Raw genomic sequence first — 16554 nt, 5'->3', positions numbered from 1 at the left:
ATGTCTCTCTACAGGTTGGCTTATCTCAGCTCCAATCGGCTTGAACGCGAACCGGCATTATTTCGCAACGAGATTGATCGAATACTTGCGGCAAGCCGACGAAACAATCCAGCCGTCGACGTCACCGGTGCCCTCCTTTTCAGCTCAGGCTTTTTCGGACAGGTTCTGGAGGGACCGCAAACTGCGGTAGAGGCGACTTTCGAGAGGATTCAGCAAGATCAGCGTCATGGCAACGTGGCGCTGCTGGATTGTGTTCCGATCATTGGTCGCACGTTCGGCGACTGGTCCATGGCTTATGTCGGCAGTCCTTCGATCAGCTTCCAGTCGGATCTCGTTCTGGATCCCGAGCTACTAACCGGCGATGCTCTGGTCTCGACGCTGCGTTCACTAGTCCTGGATGGTGTCGGAGCGTAATCGGCCGGCCTCTCCGGTCTGCTTGTGCCTGGCTGATAACGCCGGCAAATGAGGCGCATCCCAGCTCCGGCCTCGCCGTCGATTGCCGCTAATCGTGACAAAACACACGCGTCGTCCGCTAGCGGTTCGCAAAACTGCCGAGAAGTCTATTCCTCACCAGGAGGAGAGACTCCGTTGCGGCTTCGGGGCACAATCGTGGTCCTTGCAGTGCTGACTCTACCGCGACGCAGGGCATTAACGAAAATGCAGCGCCCTTGGCTCGCCCAGCAGCAGACGCGATCGCTGTCGATCTGGTTGCTGACAAGGCACGGGAACATCCCGATGACAGGGAAGTTTTGTTTTTAGACGCGACGCCAAGCCTCTTGAAGTGTCACGAGAGATGTCGCGTCTCCCTGCACGACGCTCTCGGTCCATAAGGACCGGGGGCGTTGGTTGAGTGAAGTGAGCCCGGGTATTCTGGAGGCTCCACCTGTCCTCACGCAGACTAGATCCCTGAAGGCTTGTGGGTTTGCTGGTGCAGACCGCTCAATGAGAAGCAAGGATGACCGCACATCGTTCTTAGGTCACTCGGCCATGCGGCAGATCATAGTTGTACAACGCACTGGAGACGCGCCGACCATCGCAGCCCTATGAGCTGTTTGCAGCTGCAAACAACCTCAGCTTGCCCGCAGATCCCCATGTCCCTGAGATCTCAACAACGCCATCAACATCGGCCCCAAGGAGAATTCGCCGCGCTCGGTGCGCTTGGTCAAGTCTCGAAGATAGGCCCCGGCGGAGTTGATCATGTTCGCGCGTTCCAGAATGCAGGCCACAGCCACGGCCGCGTTTTCGGGACCCATAATCTCGCAGGCATCCTGATACGCAGACGGGCTCACCCCGAGCATCGATCGCACCACGACCGCCGCCGACATCAGATCACGCCAAGTTGCTATTCCCGCGCCACCTTGTCCGTACTGACCGATCTGCGGGCAGGCCCTTAGTACGACACCGAGAGGGAATGCCTTTAGCGGCTCCCTCCGAGGCCCCCGATCTTTCTCTGCCTTTTCGCCCAGCTCTTTTTCAGAGCTAGGTTCAAGTTCAGTGGATGGGTCGGTGTTTGAATTCTGTAAGTGCCGCTCGTTCTGAGCATCATTGCCGCTCATATTATCTGCGAGAGCCTGTGTTTCCAGGCGATTGAGAACCTCGTCCTTCAACATCCTCATCTCATCGAGGATGTCCGCCACAACGGCAAGTGTCGGGACGCGCGGAATTCGGCTGACTAGCGCAACGTACATGCTTTCCACCGACTGCCAGTCGCCTTTTGCCCCTTCTTCCACCGCAGCCGAGATCAGCTTGCGGATATCACGCCGGCAAATCGTCAGGTTCTCCTTGACCTTCCTGAGCGCAATGCGTTCAGCTATGACCTGCTGTGCCAGCATTGCAAGCTCTTCGGCGCGGGCGAGGAGAGGGGACAGGTCGAATCCAAAGGCATTTTCGATGTCACCGGCGGCGTCCTTGCGGGCATAGCGCTTGCCGTTCGCGCTGTCTTTGCGAACGATAAGGCCAACGTCGACCAGCGCTGCAAGGTGACGGCGAAGCGTGGAGCTTGGCATGGCGTGCGCCCGCAAAGACAGCTGAATGTTCGAAGGAAAGACGATCAGTTGCCCATCCTGACGCAGCTCATTGTCGGGGTAAAAACTCAAGAGTGCGTCGAGGACGGCAAGGCTGTTCGACTGAATGCCGAGCAGGTCCTTGGCCGCAGAAGCGTCTCGGAACACTTTCCACTTTTCGACGGTTTTATCTGCCTTGATCTCGGCAAGGGCCTGTTGCCGCCTCACGAGCGCGAGCGACATCGGCCGCCGCCCGAAAGGCGTCGTCACATTTCCGGTTTCCATCGTTTCTCACCTGTCGGCAGGCAAAAGGAAAGCGCTCATCAAAAACGATGCCAAAGACTCTTGACGATGATTCTCGGAAATGCGAATCTGGATGTGCTAGAAACAGATCAGGGCTTCCGAGACGGCGACGTTTTGGGGCTCTTTTCTTTTGCGGGTTACACGTCCTTCTTGTTGCGCTTGGTCGTCTGATGCGCCTCAAAGAGCGCAGGCAGTTGCTCTATCAAGAAGGCAGCGAAATCCGGCGCCGACTTCTTGTCGATTGTGATTTCGAGTTTCGACCGGCTGTTCTTGATCTGCGCAAGCCGGCTCCCGTCGGGTGTCGACAGCATATTGTAACTGCCCACTTCCACATTGATTGGTTTCAGATGTGCCAGGGTCTGCCTGAAACGTTCCTCCGAAGCCAGGTGGCCCAAACCCTCCGCATAGGTGCAGACCTCAGAAGGCTCCTCAACCTTGTCCATGAGGGCTGCGAGTTGCTGCCAATTTGGCCGCCCAACGCCGGGAGCAGGGCCAATGGCTTCGACCAGCTCGGCTGGCAGCAGATCGACTATTTGAAGCATGATCGAGAGCGTACTCTTGTCCAGCGACATAGAGGACATGATGACTTCCCGCGAAAAGTCTTCCTTAAGACGGGCGGCAAACCGCGCCTTCTCGATGAAGGAAAGATCTTGGCGTTCGTTGTTTTCCTGGCCCTGGGCGATGACCAGTTGTTCATCCGTCAGATCGCGGACAACTGCCTTGACTGGAAGGCCAGCTTCGAAAGCTGCGCGAAGACGCCGATGACCAAATGCAACCTGATATCGGCCAGGCTTTTCCGGATGAGGACGCACCAGGATCGGGACGTGCTGGCCCTGCTCCTTGATCGATGAGACAAGCCCGGAAATATCTCCTCCCATGCGGTCCTGCACGAAGGAGGGCTCGATCAGTTGCGGATCGAGCTCGATGACGGTTTGACCTTCCGCCAGCCGCCGTTCGATCTCATTGGCGCGTCGGCTGCGGTCATTGAGGTCGCCAAGCGATTTGCTAACGGCCGTCATGGGCTTCGACTTGCCGGCATCCATGAACGGTCTGGAATGTGGCGGCGGCGTCGTGCTGTCACCGTGCAGGGAGGAGAGGAGGTTCTTCCGGCTCATGATCTCCCCCACGTCGCCTTGATAAGGGACTCGATCTCGCCGTTGACGTTGTTCATCGATTCCATGGCGCGATCATAAGTCGAGCGCGTGAACTGCGTTCGCTCGACTTCAAACAGGGTCTGCTTGGTTATTCCGGCATCCGAGACCGCCGTGCTTTTCAGCATCGGGTTGACGAGCACATCCTCGCCGAACATCGAGCGAAGAAACGCGACCATCTGGTTCTGTGGGCCGTCGGTAGGCTCAAAGCGGGTAATGAGGTAGCGCATCCAATTGTTACGGTCTTCGGCTCCAGCTTCGGCAATTTCCTCAAGCAGCGCGCTCATCATCGAAAGGAACTGGTTCATCGACATGACATCCAGCATCTGAGGATGAATCGTGATCAGAGCCGATGTCGCCGCTGTGAGGGCCGATAGCGTAAGAAATCCCAGCTGCGGAGGGCAATCGATCACGACGACGTCGTAGGCGTCCTCGACTTCCCGGATGGAGGCCTGTAACCGGGCAAAGAAGAGAATGTCGTCCGGCTTGCGTTGAAGAAGCGCCTTTGGCGTATCGTGTTCGAACTCCATCAGCTCGAGGTTTCCCGGGATGATATGGAGATCAGGGATGTACGTCCCGCGGACAATTTCCTGAATCGGACGGCGCTCTTCGTCGTACCGGATGGCACCATAGATCGTCTCGTTCGGACCAACGTCGACTTCCGGCTGGTTTCCGAACAAGGCCGACAGGCTAGCTTGAGGATCGAGGTCGATCGCCAGAACCCGATATCCCCTCAGCGCGAGATATTGTGCAAGGTGCGCCGAGGTCGTTGTCTTGCCCGAACCTCCCTTGAAGTTCATGACAGAAATGATCTGCAGTTCCTCTCCGTCACGTCGATGAGGCAGATAGCGACCGCTTGTTCGACCTGGGCGGTCGAGATAGGCGCGAATTGCTGAGATTTCCTGGACGCTGTACATGCGCCGACCGCCGGCAACGGCGGGCCTGAATTCGATGCCCCCTCCTTCGGAAGCCTTCTTTTCGAGGTCGACGGCCACGGTTCGCAAATATCCTTCAGCGACACCCAGCAGCTTGGCAGCCTCAGACGGCGTGAAGGCCCGGATCCCTTTACGAGCATGGGGCGGAAAGATATTTGTTTGATGTTCCTGCAGCTTGGTCGAAAGCGACGAGGCGTGCTCCGCAATCGTGAAGCGGAGAGAAGAGTTTCGGCTTTCCTTTGCCTTTGCGGTGTTCATCATATTATCGCCTGCGGGCCTCACATGCGGAAAAAAGCCAACCAACGAGCTGACACCGCAGATAAGGAATAAGACCCGATTCCCCTCACAGGGCAAGACCATTGGGTTAACAATGGGTTACACGAACGGTAAGCGAGCAGCCTGTCAAACGGAAAAATTGCCAAAACCTAAGCAAAATTAATGGCTTCAGGCGCGCATGAGCGCTCGACCGAGGCCTTGAAAAATGAGTCGATAACAGCCCGAAATCGAGGCATCCAGCCCATTGCACCGTCCCGCCGATCGTTTTGCCCTCTTGCGCGAGACAATGAGGTGCGACTCAGTGAGCGATATGGGCGGCAGGCACGCGGCCGCTTCAGGTCACTAGCCCGACGCCCTCTGCAGGAGCTTAGCCCCCTAAAACAGGCAATAGAGGAGCAGCGTCGAATACATTAAATGTGCTTTTTCCGCCAGCATTTCGCGCCTGCGGGCGAGTAGACCGGGCAAGGGATTTGGCTTAGACTTTTTTCAACGGAATCAGTGTTTTCAAAGGGAGAGCGGTAAAATGTTCGGCTTCTTCAAACGAAAGAAACACAGTTCTTTCTCTCCCGAGGTCCAGTTACTTTGGTCTGAGGTAGAAAAGCTTCGGGTTCGGTTTCGAAGCAGGGGGACCTCGATCGAAAAAGCGATGGATTCCGTTTCTCAAGAGCTTTCCAGGCAGCTGTCTACTGAGGGCTCCTTTGCCACGGACTTGATCCTCAAGCGAGGATGGTCTGTCAGCGACGCGGCGCATATGATGATTGCCGAGCATGTTTCGGCTGCGCTCCTCAGCGAGCGGACACAGTCCGATCAACGGACTCCTGGCGACAAAGCCAAGGCGTACCTACAGCTATTCAAATGGTGCTCGGAAAGAATGATCAGTTCCGGACGATTGCCAGCCGAGCGAGCTCAGGCCGAAATTCAGGCATTTGAGGAGGAAATCGGCTATCGCGGCGCGGCCCACGCAGGCTGATCAAAAAAATGAAGGCCGCGCGGGCCGACCACGGACCCTAGCAGAAGCCGTTGATCTTGAGGATCTTATGGGCCTCGATAATCGCCCTCAGACGATCCTCCGACGCCCGATCTCCCTGATTGGCATCGGGATGATGTATTTTGACCTGTTCCTTGTATTTTTTTCTAATTTCTGCAGGTTCCGCGTCGTCGGCAAGGCCGAGCGTTTCGAATGCCTTGGCTTCAAGTACCTTGAGTTTTCGCAGGCGAAGATCCGCTTTCTTCTCCTGCGATGTCGCGGCCTTTTTGCGCAAATTGATCGCTTTGGCCGTTCCGGAACGGACGGACGAGGGGAGAGGAACCTCCAATGCAGCGGTGGCACGGGTTCCCCAGGTGGGCAGCGCGCCGCGCGCCGCTTCGCGCTGATAGCGAGCAGTCACCGGGTCGGAAAGTTTCGTAATGTAGTTGTATCCCTTGGTATAGGCGCTCAAATGGGTGGAGCAGAACAGAAGATAGAGACCCTCTGCATCGGCTCCCACTGGCGCGCGATGCGGCCCATCCTTGTCGCAGCCGTCCCATTGGCATTTCGGACCAACGCTCTCACGCTGCTGGCCCACTTTCTTGCGCGTCGGTTTCAAACTGACGAAAATCTTCGGTACATGGCTCATCTCGGCATTTATGGCCCAACGAGCGTCTATGGCAAGACAGGTAAATCGCGGGCAAGATCTGCTCAAGCCCGGCGTGATGCGACCATTGGAACGGGCGAGGGAACGTCGAACGCATCGGCCTCGAAACCAATTCGAAGTGGTCGTCAACAACGCTTTCGTTGCGGGCAATACAACGCATTGTACGGCGGAAAGACTTCATCCGGACGCGCACGCTCTTTCAGCCATCGCCTGAAGCCCCGCTTCAATGCGATGCCCGCCGCTCGCGTCATCAATCAAGGACAACCCGCTGGTCCACGACCGCTTCCTCACTGAAGCCGACATCGGCACCGGCGCGAACCAGGACCGATCGTTACAGACAGGAAAGCCAGCACTATGCGATGAGCGCGCGCGCCTCGAGCATCGTCGATCACTGAGAAGGGAATTCGAGCTTGCGAACATCATAGCCGAGGTCGGCGGCTTTGCGCACCATGCGACGAAGGTTCGCCTTTGAGGGAATAGTGCGCGAGTAGATCCAGAGATCGGTCATTGACGGGTTGGCGCTGATGAACCAGGCCTTGTCAGGCGACTTGTAGAGAACCCAATATTTGAATGTGATGAAGAACGGGTAGCGGACACGCATCTTCGCATTCGTTGTTCCAAAATCCTCGATCTTGCCGGTTCCGTGAATGGTCTTCAGGCGCCCCTGTGGCGTATGAACGTGACATCCGTCCTCAACGAGAACCTCGTCCGGCACCTTGCCCTTCCGGTAGGTCGAATAACCGGCAACGCAGCCATCGGTCAGCGACATCGGTGTCCGTCCGATCTCGAGCCAAGTTCCGGAATAGTGGTCCGGTCCAACGTTGACGACGGCCGGCGCGGTAGCAGCCTGCGTTGCAAAGCCGACGGTCAAGGCGAGCGTGGCGGCAAAAACGGCCGAAAAACTACAAGGTGATGACATGATGGCGTCCTTCCGATGCAACATATGCGTTAATGGTGATTGGGCTGGGTCATGATCCCTGCGTAGCGAACTGCGATCAACGCCATGAGGCTTGCGACCGCAAAGCTGTTGAGATTGAGAAGAATGGTCAGATCCGGATCGCTCCACACATGCAGCGGCTGACCGAGGCCATAGCGAGATAAAACGAAGGCCAGGAACACGAAGACGGCCATGCTGCGTTGCCACCATATTTCCTCGGCGCGAAATGAGAGAGCTGCCAGCATGATGCAAGGGGCCAGAAAAAGCTGCGTGCCGGAGCCGGTACCAAAAAGCTTTGTCTCAAAGAGCGTATCGAGCGTGGCGACCAGCGGCAGCGCGATCCGGGCGGCCAGAGGTGCAAGGTGGGCCATGAAGGCAATGATGATGAACAGCGGGGCGGCAAGCAGGGTGGCCAGCGCTGCCGTCGTGCCATTGCCGACCAGATACCAGACGTAGAGCGGATAGAAGGGTTTGTTTATCAAGATAACCCACACGATCGCCACAGTCGCCTGTGTCTGCGGGTCGAGATGGCGCCGCTCGTTTTTGGCCGTCATGCAAAATACTCGGTCGAAGCCGGGGACAGGAGATAGTGGCCGACCCCCCAAACATTGCCGTTCTCGTGACCGAATAGGCCCGCGGTCGCGAGGAAAAACAGTCGCCAGCGGCGCTGCCAGAGCGAAGCGTCCTTGCCATAGACCTCGCGCAAGATTGGCTGGATGCGATCGATTCTTTCATCAAAGGAGTTGAGCCAGTCGAGCGCCGTGCGGCGGTAATGCGAACCCGACCAGCGCCACTCCTTCTCCACCTTGAAGAGACTGGCGAACTTGTGGGGCAGGTCATGCGCCGGCATAATGCCGCCAGTAAAAAAATGAAGTGCAATCCAGTCGGCCGGATCGCCATGGTCGAAGCGATATGAGCGATCCTTGTGCGTAAAGACGTGCAGAAAAAGCTTCCCGTCCGACTTTAGCCAGGCTCGTACGCGCTCCAAAAGCACGCTCCAGTTGGACATGTGCTCGAACATTTCTACCGAGATGACGCGATCGAAACGCTCATCCGTGGCAAAATGGTTCATATCGGCAGTGATGACTGTGAGATTGGTGAAACCGTATCTAGCTGCGACATCCAGAATATAGGCGCGCTGTGACGCGGAGTTGGACACCGACGTGATCCGGGAGTTGGGGAATTGCTGGGCAAGGTAAAGCGAAAGCGAACCCCAGCCACAACCAAGTTCAAGAATGTTCATGCCGTCCTCGATCGCGGCGTGCTCCACCGTTTCGGAGAGGGCATAAGTCTCTGCTTCCTCGAGCGTCGCGGTCGACGTCGGATAGAGACAGCAGGAATATTTGCGCTGCGGCCCGAGCACCAAGGCGAAGAACTCCGGCGGCACTTCATAATGCTGGCGATTGGCTTCGTGGGGATGAGCCGCGACGGGAAAATGCATCATCGTGTCGACGAAAGCCTGTTCATCCGAAGCCGGGCTGGCAGCGAGCTTTCGCCTGGTGCGGCTGCAGAGGAAATCGATGCCGGCAAGCGTCATGCCATCGCTCAACGGCGTGCGCTCAGCGGTATTTATGGCAAAAGCCAACATGTTCATGGCAGTTCTCCGTTTCGACGGGGTCCCGGAAAGAACGCGTTGACGCGCCTCTGAAGGATGCGGAACTTGTCTCCGCGCGTTCGCAGCATGTGGTCTTCGAGCGGGGGGATTCCCGAAACATGCACCAGGAGCCAGTACATCAGCGCCGGCGCCAGCAGCGAGGCAAATGTCGATACGGACGAGCTCAAGGATAGAAGTGGCCAGGCGCACCAGAAGAGCCATTCGAAGAAATAGTTGGGATGGCGCGAGTAGCGCCACAACCCGATTTCGCAAGTCTCGGTCTTGGCCGCAGGGGTCCGACGAAATTGGGCGAGCTGGCGATCGGCGATTGTCTCTCCGACCAACGCAACGACGGCGATAAGGATTGCCACGACATCCACCGCGCGCGCGAAGGGCGCGTCATTGGTTGCAGCCATATGGACGGCCAAGACAAGGATGAAGGCGGCGAGCGCCTGGATTTGTAGAAACAGAAACAGCCTCCAGGCGGCGGTCTCACCCCATTCCTGGATTAACCTGGCGTAGCGCGGATCTTCTTGGCCGCCACGGGTCCGCGCGCCGATATGACAGGCAAGCCTTGCCGCCCAGGCGCCTATCAGTGCCAGCACCGTCATGCGCCGCCAAACATCTCCGTCGGCTATGAGCACGGCAGCAATGCCGCCAGACCCGACCGCAAGTGACCAGACCGTGTCGATCCAGCCGCTCAGGCCCGTGACGCGCTGCACGCCCCAGGCGGCGGCCATGGCAAGCGATAGGCAGACTGCGATGGTGAGGAAAACCTCCATGTCCGTCCTTCCACTATCGTTTAACTTCGCAGTCGTCATCTACGGTCTGCGCGGGTCAGCGGTTTTCGCCATCTCTCAAAAAAACAGGAAAAAAATTTCCGCCGATTACGAACCGAGCCGAGCGAGCTTTCGTACCTGCCTTCCGGAGCAGAGAGCGTCGACGAGAGGAATTGATGACATTTTATCAGCGGATCCCGGGCGAACGGCGCCTGAACATCGCAGTCGTGGGCAGCGGGATTTCCGGGCTTTCCGCCGCATGGCTACTTTCGCACCGCCACGAGGTCACTGTGTATGAGGCGGCCGATCGGATCGGCGGGCACAGCAATACGGTGGAATTCGAAAGCGCGAGCGGGCCCGTCGTGGTTGATACCGGCTTCATTGTCTACAACGAACTGACATATCCTAACCTGACGGCACTCTTCCATATGCTGCAGGTGCCCACGACCGCGTCCAACATGTCTTTTGCGGTCTCGATGGACAACGGCGCGTTCGAATATTCCGGGGGGACCGGGTTGGGGCTGCTTGCGCAACCGATCAACGCGGTTAGCCTGCGCTTCTGGTCAATGATGCGCGATCTTCTACGCTTTTACCGCAACGCGCCGCGCGATCTGGCGACGATGGACGGCATCTCGCTCGAGCAGTATCTCGACTTAAACGGCTATGGCCGCGCATTCCGCTATGATCACCTTTACCCGATGGCGTCCGCCATCTGGTCGACGCCGACCATGGATGTCGCGGCCTATCCCGCCGCCGGTTTCGTGAAATTCAGCTGTAACCACGGCCTGCTCAGATTGTGGAACCGACCGACCTGGCGCACGGTGGAAGGGGGAAGCCGTGAATATGTCAGTCGCATGAGCCAACGCTTCTCCGACAAGATCCGGATCTCGACACCGGTTACGGTCATTCGTCGCGAGGAGGGGCGGGTTATAGTTCATGATGGTTCCGGTCAGCAGCAGGCATTTGATGATGTGGTCGTGGCTACGCATGCCGATCAGGCGCTTCGCATGCTTGCCGATGCCAGCGATGAAGAGCGGCGCGTCCTCGGCGCTTTCCGTTATTCGCGCAACGAGGCTGTGCTTCATGGCGATACTGGGCTGATGCCGAAACGGCGCGCCGCCTGGTCGAGCTGGAACTATGTCGTCGACCGTCGAACGGACGGGTGCGACGAGGCGCAAAAGCCCTCGATTACCTATTGGATGAACAAGCTGCAGCCCCTCGGCACCGCGCCACCGACATTCGTCACCTTGAACCCGCAACGCGAGCCACGTCCGGATAGCATCCTTCGTCGCGAAGTCTGCGACCATCCCGTCTTCGCCCTTGAAACCGAGCAGGCGCAACAGGAATTATGGTCGCTGCAGGGAAAGCGCAACACGTGGTTCTGCGGAGCCCATTTCGGCGCGGGCTTCCACGAGGACGGCCTTCAAGCGGGGCTGGCCGTGGCGGAAGAGCTCGGCGGATTGCGGCGACCCTGGCAGGTGGCGCAGGAAAGCGCGCGCATCGTGCGCAAGCCCCTGACCCGACCGGCAGAGCGCCCCTTCGAGCTGGAGGTGCTGGCATGAGGACAAAAGCTTGGCCGGCCGTCCTCGGCCAGATGTTGACATTGCAGCGGACGTCAAAGACGCGGCGGCCCGTGAACATATCATGCGCGCTAACTCGCGACATCAGTGTGGGGACGTCGGCGATCCGGGTGGCGCGCGTCCGCAGCCTGTCCGGCCGCCGCCGCCTGCCGATCACGCGTGGCTCGTTCCTGCGCCCAACGCCCAACAAATCATGCTTGAGCGGGAGGACGGCAAGCCATGAGCCAGCCTGACGATTCCCTTGGCGTTCCACTCGCTCCTTCCGGCAACACAAAGAAGCTTGGCCCTGGCGGCCGTCTCGTAGCGCGGCTTATTTCGGAGATGAGTTTTGGCCGGCTGCGGATCGTGCTTCCGAATGGCACTGTCATCGAAAAAGTCGGACCTGAACAGGGGCCGGATGCGATGCTCATCATGCGGCGATGGCGGATGTTATATCATCTGCTCACGGCCGGCGATGTCGGCTTTGCGGCGGGTTACCTTGACGAGGACTGGACGACACCGGACCTGACCGCGTTGATCGGCCTGGCGGCGAGGAATAGCGACGCGCTTTCGCGCGCGATCAACGGCAACATCCTGATGCGGCTATTCAATCGGATCGGCCATCGGTTCAATGCCAACACGCGCAGGGGAAGTCGCCGCAATATCGAAGCGCATTACGATCTCGGCAACGACTTCTATCGGGAGTGGCTCGACAGCATGATGCTTTATTCCTCGGCGATTTTCGACGACACGACGCCCACACTGGAAGCCGCCCAGCAGATGCGGCTTTCGCGCATCCGCGAGAAACTTGCTCTTCGAGGTGGCGAACGCGTTCTCGAGATCGGCTGCGGGTGGGGCGCCCTTGCCGCTGATCTCGCCACGCATTCTAACGCGCAGGTGGTCGGTTTGACGCTCTCGCCCGCGCAACTTCGGTGGGCACAAGAGGTAGCCGTGGCGAGCGGCAGGGGCCAGCAAATCGATCTGCGGCTGCAGGACTACCGCGACACGGACGGACAGTTCGATCGCATCGTGTCGATTGAAATGTTCGAGGCAGTCGGGGAAGCATATTGGCCGAGCTACTTCGAGACCCTTCGTCGATGCCTGGCGCCGCAGGGCCGTGCGGTTCTGCAGATCATTTCCATTGAGGACAAGCGTTTCAGAAGCTATCGCAGCAGCATCGACTTTATCCAGAAATATATATTCCCAGGGGGATTCCTGCCGTCCGAGCCAGCGCTCGTCGCTGCGATCACCTCGTCCGGGCTCAAGCTACAAGAGGTAGACCACTTCGGGAAATCGTATGCAAGAACGCTGCGGGAGTGGCGCAAGCGGTTTCATGCCCGCTGGCCCGCCATCGCAACCCTTGGCTTCGATGAGCGCTTCAAGCGGTTGTGGCACTATTACCTCTGTTACTGCGAGGCAGGTTTCGAAGAGGGCAGTATCAATGTTGGGCTCTATACCATCAAGCATTCATAGGTCGCGCAACCAAGGAGAGCAAAGATGACACCAATGATCCCGGCGGCCATGGCTGTCAACCTTTGTTTGTACGGCATGGCAAATGCCACCGATATCGAAGGTCGGTGGGCGCGAGGCGACGGGAATGCCAGCGTAAGGATCGCGCCGTGTGGCTCCGATCTCTGCGCAATCAACACGTGGATAAAGCCAGGGACTCCCAAGGAAAAACAGGGCGACAAGCTGGTCATGACCATCAAGAGGGGCACGAGCGGGGTCTATTCCGGCACAGCTTTTGATCCACAGCGTGACCTAACCTACAGCCTGACGGTAACGGTCGATGGAGACAAGATGGTCACGAAGGGATGCATCATTGCCGGCCTCCTGTGCAAGGGCGTGGAATGGGCGCGGATTAAGTGAGGATTGACGCTCATGCTCGCTTCGAAGCCGGTCGGGCAGGGCGGGATCGCACAGTTTGAGGTTAGGGTGTCGAAGGTTGGCAAACACCCGCCGCGCGATCCCGCTCCGACAACTTCAGAAACGCATAATTGTTCCTACCTACTGCCTAAGGCAGGCCAGGCGTCTCTTTGCGGACGTTAACCACGTAGAAACGTTGATTCATCGTGGCGCATTTATTGCGGGAACTTTACCTCGCCGCCGGGCTTCATACGCGGGCCGTGCAGCCGGGGGACTGAAGCCCTGACCCCACTAAAGTCGGCTGTACGGTCCACCCTCGTATGATGATCCGGGCTAGTACGGGAACCCGCCAGGATATGCAATGCATAGCCTGATCCTCTCAAAGTCTCTCGCCCAGTTTCACGCGCGAAGTGGTCCCTGGCGCATCTCGCAAATGCTATCGGCCGCGCGGCCTGCTCTTGCCGCGAGCGCTTTGAAGCGCAGCCTGTCTAGGAGCTCAAGTTCCCCGATGAAGGTGGCCATCCCGCCGGCTGCCAGCTAGGTCGCGAACGACTTGTTGGGCCAACGGGCCGCCGTCTAAATCCGGAGAGAACGCTCCACATGTTCGGCACCGAACCGCTTCAGCATCGATCTCAGCTCGGCATTTTCCTGACGAAACTTGACGATCATCAGCCTCTTCAACCGGCGGTTCTCCTCCTCGAGCGCGTTAAGATCGTCCTCGCCGTTATCGTGGACAAAGCCTTCGAGGCGTCCCCCGACTACGCGCTCCGGGAAAGAGGCGCGATTGTCAGGCTTGGAAGAACGAACAGGCTTAATTGCTATTGGCGGATTGTCATGCGCCGCGGTCGTATCGATGGCCGGAAGCTCATGGTCCAGTCCTTGCGGGGCTAAATTATGCTCGGTCAGGATCGTTCCGGTCGGAACACAAGGCTCCATCGAGGACGTACTCGCTAAGCCGGGAACCACAGCATTGGCAATAGGTTCCGCGTCTGCCCCGTCGATATCAGGCAAGACGCCATCAGTTTCGATCTGCAGCGCAACGGCCCGCAGATCGAGGTTGCCCCAAATGGATGGAGATCGAACTTGGGCCTGCCGCCGATTCTTGTATTCGACGACGAAGTTGCGCTGTGTTGTTCTCATCGTTCCCCAGCTTCACATCAATTGATCGAGCGCAGTGCCCACTGCCTCGTTAGTGAAGTCATCTCAAACATGAAGCCTTGGCTAGTTCATACCTAGCCGCTTGCGCAGCGAGGTATTTTCGTCGCGAAGTTTTTCGGCGAGCAACTTCCGCAGCCTGCGATTTTCTTCCTCGAGCTGGGCAAATTCAGCGAGTTCGTCGTCCAACGTGGCAGTGTTCGCGGACGCTCCGGGAGGCGCTACAGCAAGGGCTTTCTTCCACGTGTAGTAGGTCTGGTCGGATATCGCCACGGCCTTCACGGCATCCTTCAATGTTTCGCCACCGGCAATGGCAGCTTCAACTTGATTGATTTTCCCGCGCTTCTCGTCATCACTCAATCCGCGCGCCTTGGGCTTTGCCGTCTTTTGAATGGTCGAGTCAGCCTTTGCCGCCGTTGGTTTCTTAGACCTCGACCGCTTGCCGCGAGCGGACTCCGCTTCAGTCTTTGTTGTGATGTTATCAGACGGTGCAAGGAGTTCTTCGTCGGCCATCGATGATCCTCATGTTGTTCCACGCGTTTTCGACCAGGTCGGGGCTGGAGTCAACGTCGCGGCATCGAAAACCCCAATGAGCCCGCCTCCACCGAAGGAGTGCGGCAGACAGATTGCCAGCGGCCTGAACTTCTTGTGGTCGATCGGAGCTTCGAAATTGGACGTCAATTGCACTGTTGGGAAGACCGGCCAGGTTGAGGTCGCTCCAGTTCATGATGCACGACCGTTAGAGCGGTAATTCCGGCCTCATTGGCAGCAAGCAAGAAGATTTCACGAAATTGATCTGGGGAAATTTCTCCGGTAATCGCGTCGACGCAGGCTTTCACGGCAGCAACATACTCCTCGCCGTCATCAGACGGCCAATCTTTCATGAGGAGATGGGCTGCATCCCCCAGCGTCCGCACAACCCTTCGCGTTGCTGTACCGTGCCGAACAATGCCGATCGGCGTAAATGTCGATGACGTATCCCAGGACATGGCCCTCAACCCAAAGGCATTAAATTCCGTGCAACATACGCGCGAATTATTTAATTTAAAATTGAATATTTCTGCAGAACCAACCTTCGTTGAAGCTGTGCGTCACAAAAGCAAGGGCGCTCAACGACCATGCGTCGGAGCGCCCTAAGCTGCGATCAACCGTTGTTGCGACGTGGACGAAGGCAGCGATAACGAGATGCGAGGATTCGTAGTTGAATGCAACCGGAGGCGTTCAATCTGGTATCGCGCGACTGTGCATATCACCGCTATCCGAAAAGGTATTGTGGCGGATCAAATTGAGCGCGCTCGACGCGCTCGGGTATTTCTACCCTTTTACCTCGCCTGGCTTGTTAATTGTTTGTGAACGACAATCCATGCGGGCAGAACGCCCTGAGAGGCATCATGACGATCCCGTTGGTTTCAGGAATCTATCGCAGTACGTCATGACAAGTATTTTGACTAAAGCTGTTATGGCATTACGCGAGGTGACGAGATAACGGTCGTCCTTCAGGAAGGTCTCGATCAGGTTCATAGCGTCGTCAGGTAGTTTAGCCAGCGGCTGCTGTAAATGCCGATCGACGGACGACGACCATTGGGCGAGACCCTTCCGACGGTAGATCTTACCGGACCGCAGGTGCTTTTTTAGTTCCTGTAACTTCGTCCTGTGATAGCTCCGGAACTCAGAAGTGGCTGGTTCCATAATACATATTATGCGATCCACCGCTTATGGTTGTGGTTCCCAACGCTTCTCGTCCGCGCGGCGAATTTTATCTAGCTCAGCAGAAGCGTTTGCCGACCCTGAAGCTTAAGCAGATCAATCGATTTTCGGTCGAATGACACGAAGGTCTCCCCGCCAAGCCACGCTCCTTCATGAGCGATGACGCCATCGGCGAAATCGCCGCCGGCTTCAAGGACAGCCAGACCCGCTTCGACGGCAGGCCTGTCCATCGACACCTTCGCCGTGACCAGAAGATCGCGAATTGTCTGAGCGATATCGTCTTTGGACAGCTTCGCGCCGCGCCGCAAGATCCAGACCAGCTCGCAAAGACTTGGCAATGAAACAGCGATTAGTGTGGCTTCCTCAAGAAGCTTTGCAGCTGCCTTGCCTTGCTGCGGGTCGTCCTGCAGAACCGCCCGCGCCAGGACATTTGAATCGGCCGCGATTTTCACGCGTCGTCGCTCCAGCCCTCAGCAGCTATCTCGTTCATTTCCTCGATGAAGATTCTAGACGCAAGGTGCGATACGAGCGGCCTGCACAGAATCACCGGACTGCTCACCGGCCTCGTGGAGCGCCTCAAGCCTTTTCGATGGCGCTTGTGCGTTTAAAACTTTAGTGGATCTAATAGCTCCTTCCTAAACCTTACATGATAACT

The 16554-nt window shown here is 57.6% G+C and carries 17 protein-coding genes; 5 read left to right on the top strand and 12 right to left on the bottom strand.

The window, feature by feature from the left end:
• Window positions 1–414, top strand: a complete 414-nt coding sequence (locus FHT93_RS20230) for a BLUF domain-containing protein (RefSeq protein ID WP_112543778.1) — start codon at window positions 1–3, stop codon at window positions 412–414.
• A 656-nt stretch (window positions 415–1070) separates the two neighbouring features.
• Here the strand turns inward: FHT93_RS20230 and repC are convergent.
• The 3 genes from repC to repA form a co-directional block, all read right to left on the bottom strand.
• Entirely contained in the window at window positions 1071–2288 is a 1218-nt protein-coding gene (repC, locus tag FHT93_RS20225; protein WP_112971333.1) for a plasmid replication protein RepC, read from the bottom strand.
• A 155-nt stretch (window positions 2289–2443) separates the two neighbouring features.
• Complete coding sequence (gene repB / locus FHT93_RS20220) at window positions 2444–3421, bottom strand: plasmid partitioning protein RepB (protein WP_112971332.1); 978 nt, start codon at window positions 3419–3421, stop codon at window positions 2444–2446.
• Window positions 3418–4650 (bottom strand): plasmid partitioning protein RepA, encoded by a 1233-nt coding sequence (gene repA, locus FHT93_RS20215; protein WP_246781693.1) that lies wholly within the window; start codon window positions 4648–4650, stop codon window positions 3418–3420. Before repA ends, repB begins: the two co-directional genes overlap by 4 nt.
• Before the next feature lie 541 nt (window positions 4651–5191).
• On the opposite strand from repA, the gene FHT93_RS20210 reads away from it, so the two are divergent.
• Window positions 5192–5638: a hypothetical protein gene (locus FHT93_RS20210; protein WP_112971330.1), complete on the top strand. Its 447-nt coding sequence runs from the start codon at window positions 5192–5194 to the stop codon at window positions 5636–5638.
• A 37-nt stretch (window positions 5639–5675) separates the two neighbouring features.
• Here the strand turns inward: FHT93_RS20210 and FHT93_RS20205 are convergent, their stop codons facing one another.
• The 5 genes from FHT93_RS20205 to FHT93_RS20185 form a co-directional block, all read right to left on the bottom strand.
• Window positions 5676–6284: a DnaJ domain-containing protein gene (locus tag FHT93_RS20205; RefSeq protein ID WP_112971329.1), complete on the bottom strand. Its 609-nt coding sequence runs from the start codon at window positions 6282–6284 to the stop codon at window positions 5676–5678.
• A gap of 406 nt (window positions 6285–6690) precedes the next feature.
• The gene (locus FHT93_RS20200; protein WP_183849133.1) at window positions 6691–7221 is read right to left on the bottom strand and encodes a lipocalin family protein; all 531 of its coding nucleotides are present in this window, start codon (window positions 7219–7221) and stop codon (window positions 6691–6693) included.
• Between the two features lie 29 nt (window positions 7222–7250).
• Window positions 7251–7793, bottom strand: coding sequence for a hypothetical protein (locus tag FHT93_RS20195; RefSeq protein ID WP_113116006.1), 543 nt, complete (start codon window positions 7791–7793; stop codon window positions 7251–7253).
• Window positions 7790–8833, bottom strand: coding sequence for a cyclopropane-fatty-acyl-phospholipid synthase family protein (locus FHT93_RS20190; RefSeq protein WP_113212612.1), 1044 nt, complete (start codon window positions 8831–8833; stop codon window positions 7790–7792). Before FHT93_RS20190 ends, FHT93_RS20195 begins: the two co-directional genes overlap by 4 nt.
• The gene (locus tag FHT93_RS20185) at window positions 8830–9615 is read right to left on the bottom strand and encodes a DUF1295 domain-containing protein (RefSeq protein ID WP_112971326.1); all 786 of its coding nucleotides are present in this window, start codon (window positions 9613–9615) and stop codon (window positions 8830–8832) included. Before FHT93_RS20185 ends, FHT93_RS20190 begins: the two co-directional genes overlap by 4 nt.
• 173 nt (window positions 9616–9788) lie before the next feature.
• Between FHT93_RS20185 and FHT93_RS20180 the strand changes: the two genes are divergently transcribed.
• The 3 genes from FHT93_RS20180 to FHT93_RS20170 all read left to right on the top strand — a co-directional run bounded on the left by FHT93_RS20180 (window position 9789) and on the right by FHT93_RS20170 (window position 13040).
• Window positions 9789–11174 carry an NAD(P)/FAD-dependent oxidoreductase gene (locus FHT93_RS20180; protein WP_112971325.1) on the top strand — a complete coding sequence of 462 codons (1386 nt, stop codon included), beginning with the start codon at window positions 9789–9791 and terminating at the stop codon, window positions 11172–11174.
• A gap of 237 nt (window positions 11175–11411) precedes the next feature.
• Complete coding sequence (locus FHT93_RS20175) at window positions 11412–12644, top strand: cyclopropane-fatty-acyl-phospholipid synthase family protein (RefSeq protein ID WP_112971324.1); 1233 nt, start codon at window positions 11412–11414, stop codon at window positions 12642–12644.
• Window positions 12645–12677: 33 nt separating this feature from the next.
• Window positions 12678–13040, top strand: coding sequence for a DUF2147 domain-containing protein (locus FHT93_RS20170; protein WP_246715678.1), 363 nt, complete (start codon window positions 12678–12680; stop codon window positions 13038–13040).
• 573 nt (window positions 13041–13613) lie between these two features.
• Here the strand turns inward: FHT93_RS20170 and FHT93_RS20165 are convergent.
• The 4 genes from FHT93_RS20165 to FHT93_RS20150 form a co-directional block, all read right to left on the bottom strand.
• Entirely contained in the window at window positions 13614–14048 is a 435-nt protein-coding gene (locus tag FHT93_RS20165; RefSeq protein ID WP_162728622.1) for a hypothetical protein, read from the bottom strand.
• A 210-nt stretch (window positions 14049–14258) separates the two neighbouring features.
• Window positions 14259–14705 carry a transposase gene (locus tag FHT93_RS20160; protein WP_112971321.1) on the bottom strand — a complete coding sequence of 149 codons (447 nt, stop codon included), beginning with the start codon at window positions 14703–14705 and terminating at the stop codon, window positions 14259–14261.
• 164 nt (window positions 14706–14869) lie between these two features.
• The gene (locus tag FHT93_RS20155; RefSeq protein ID WP_112971320.1) at window positions 14870–15181 is read right to left on the bottom strand and encodes a DUF982 domain-containing protein; all 312 of its coding nucleotides are present in this window, start codon (window positions 15179–15181) and stop codon (window positions 14870–14872) included.
• Between the two features lie 771 nt (window positions 15182–15952).
• The gene (locus FHT93_RS20150; RefSeq protein ID WP_183849131.1) at window positions 15953–16351 is read right to left on the bottom strand and encodes a type II toxin-antitoxin system VapC family toxin; all 399 of its coding nucleotides are present in this window, start codon (window positions 16349–16351) and stop codon (window positions 15953–15955) included.
• Between the last annotated feature and the right edge of the window lie 203 nt (window positions 16352–16554).

Source organism: Rhizobium sp. BK379 (genome assembly GCF_014193955.1).
Taxonomy (GTDB): domain Bacteria; phylum Pseudomonadota; class Alphaproteobacteria; order Rhizobiales; family Rhizobiaceae; genus Rhizobium.
This window is presented reverse-complemented; position numbering and strand designations above follow the sequence as displayed.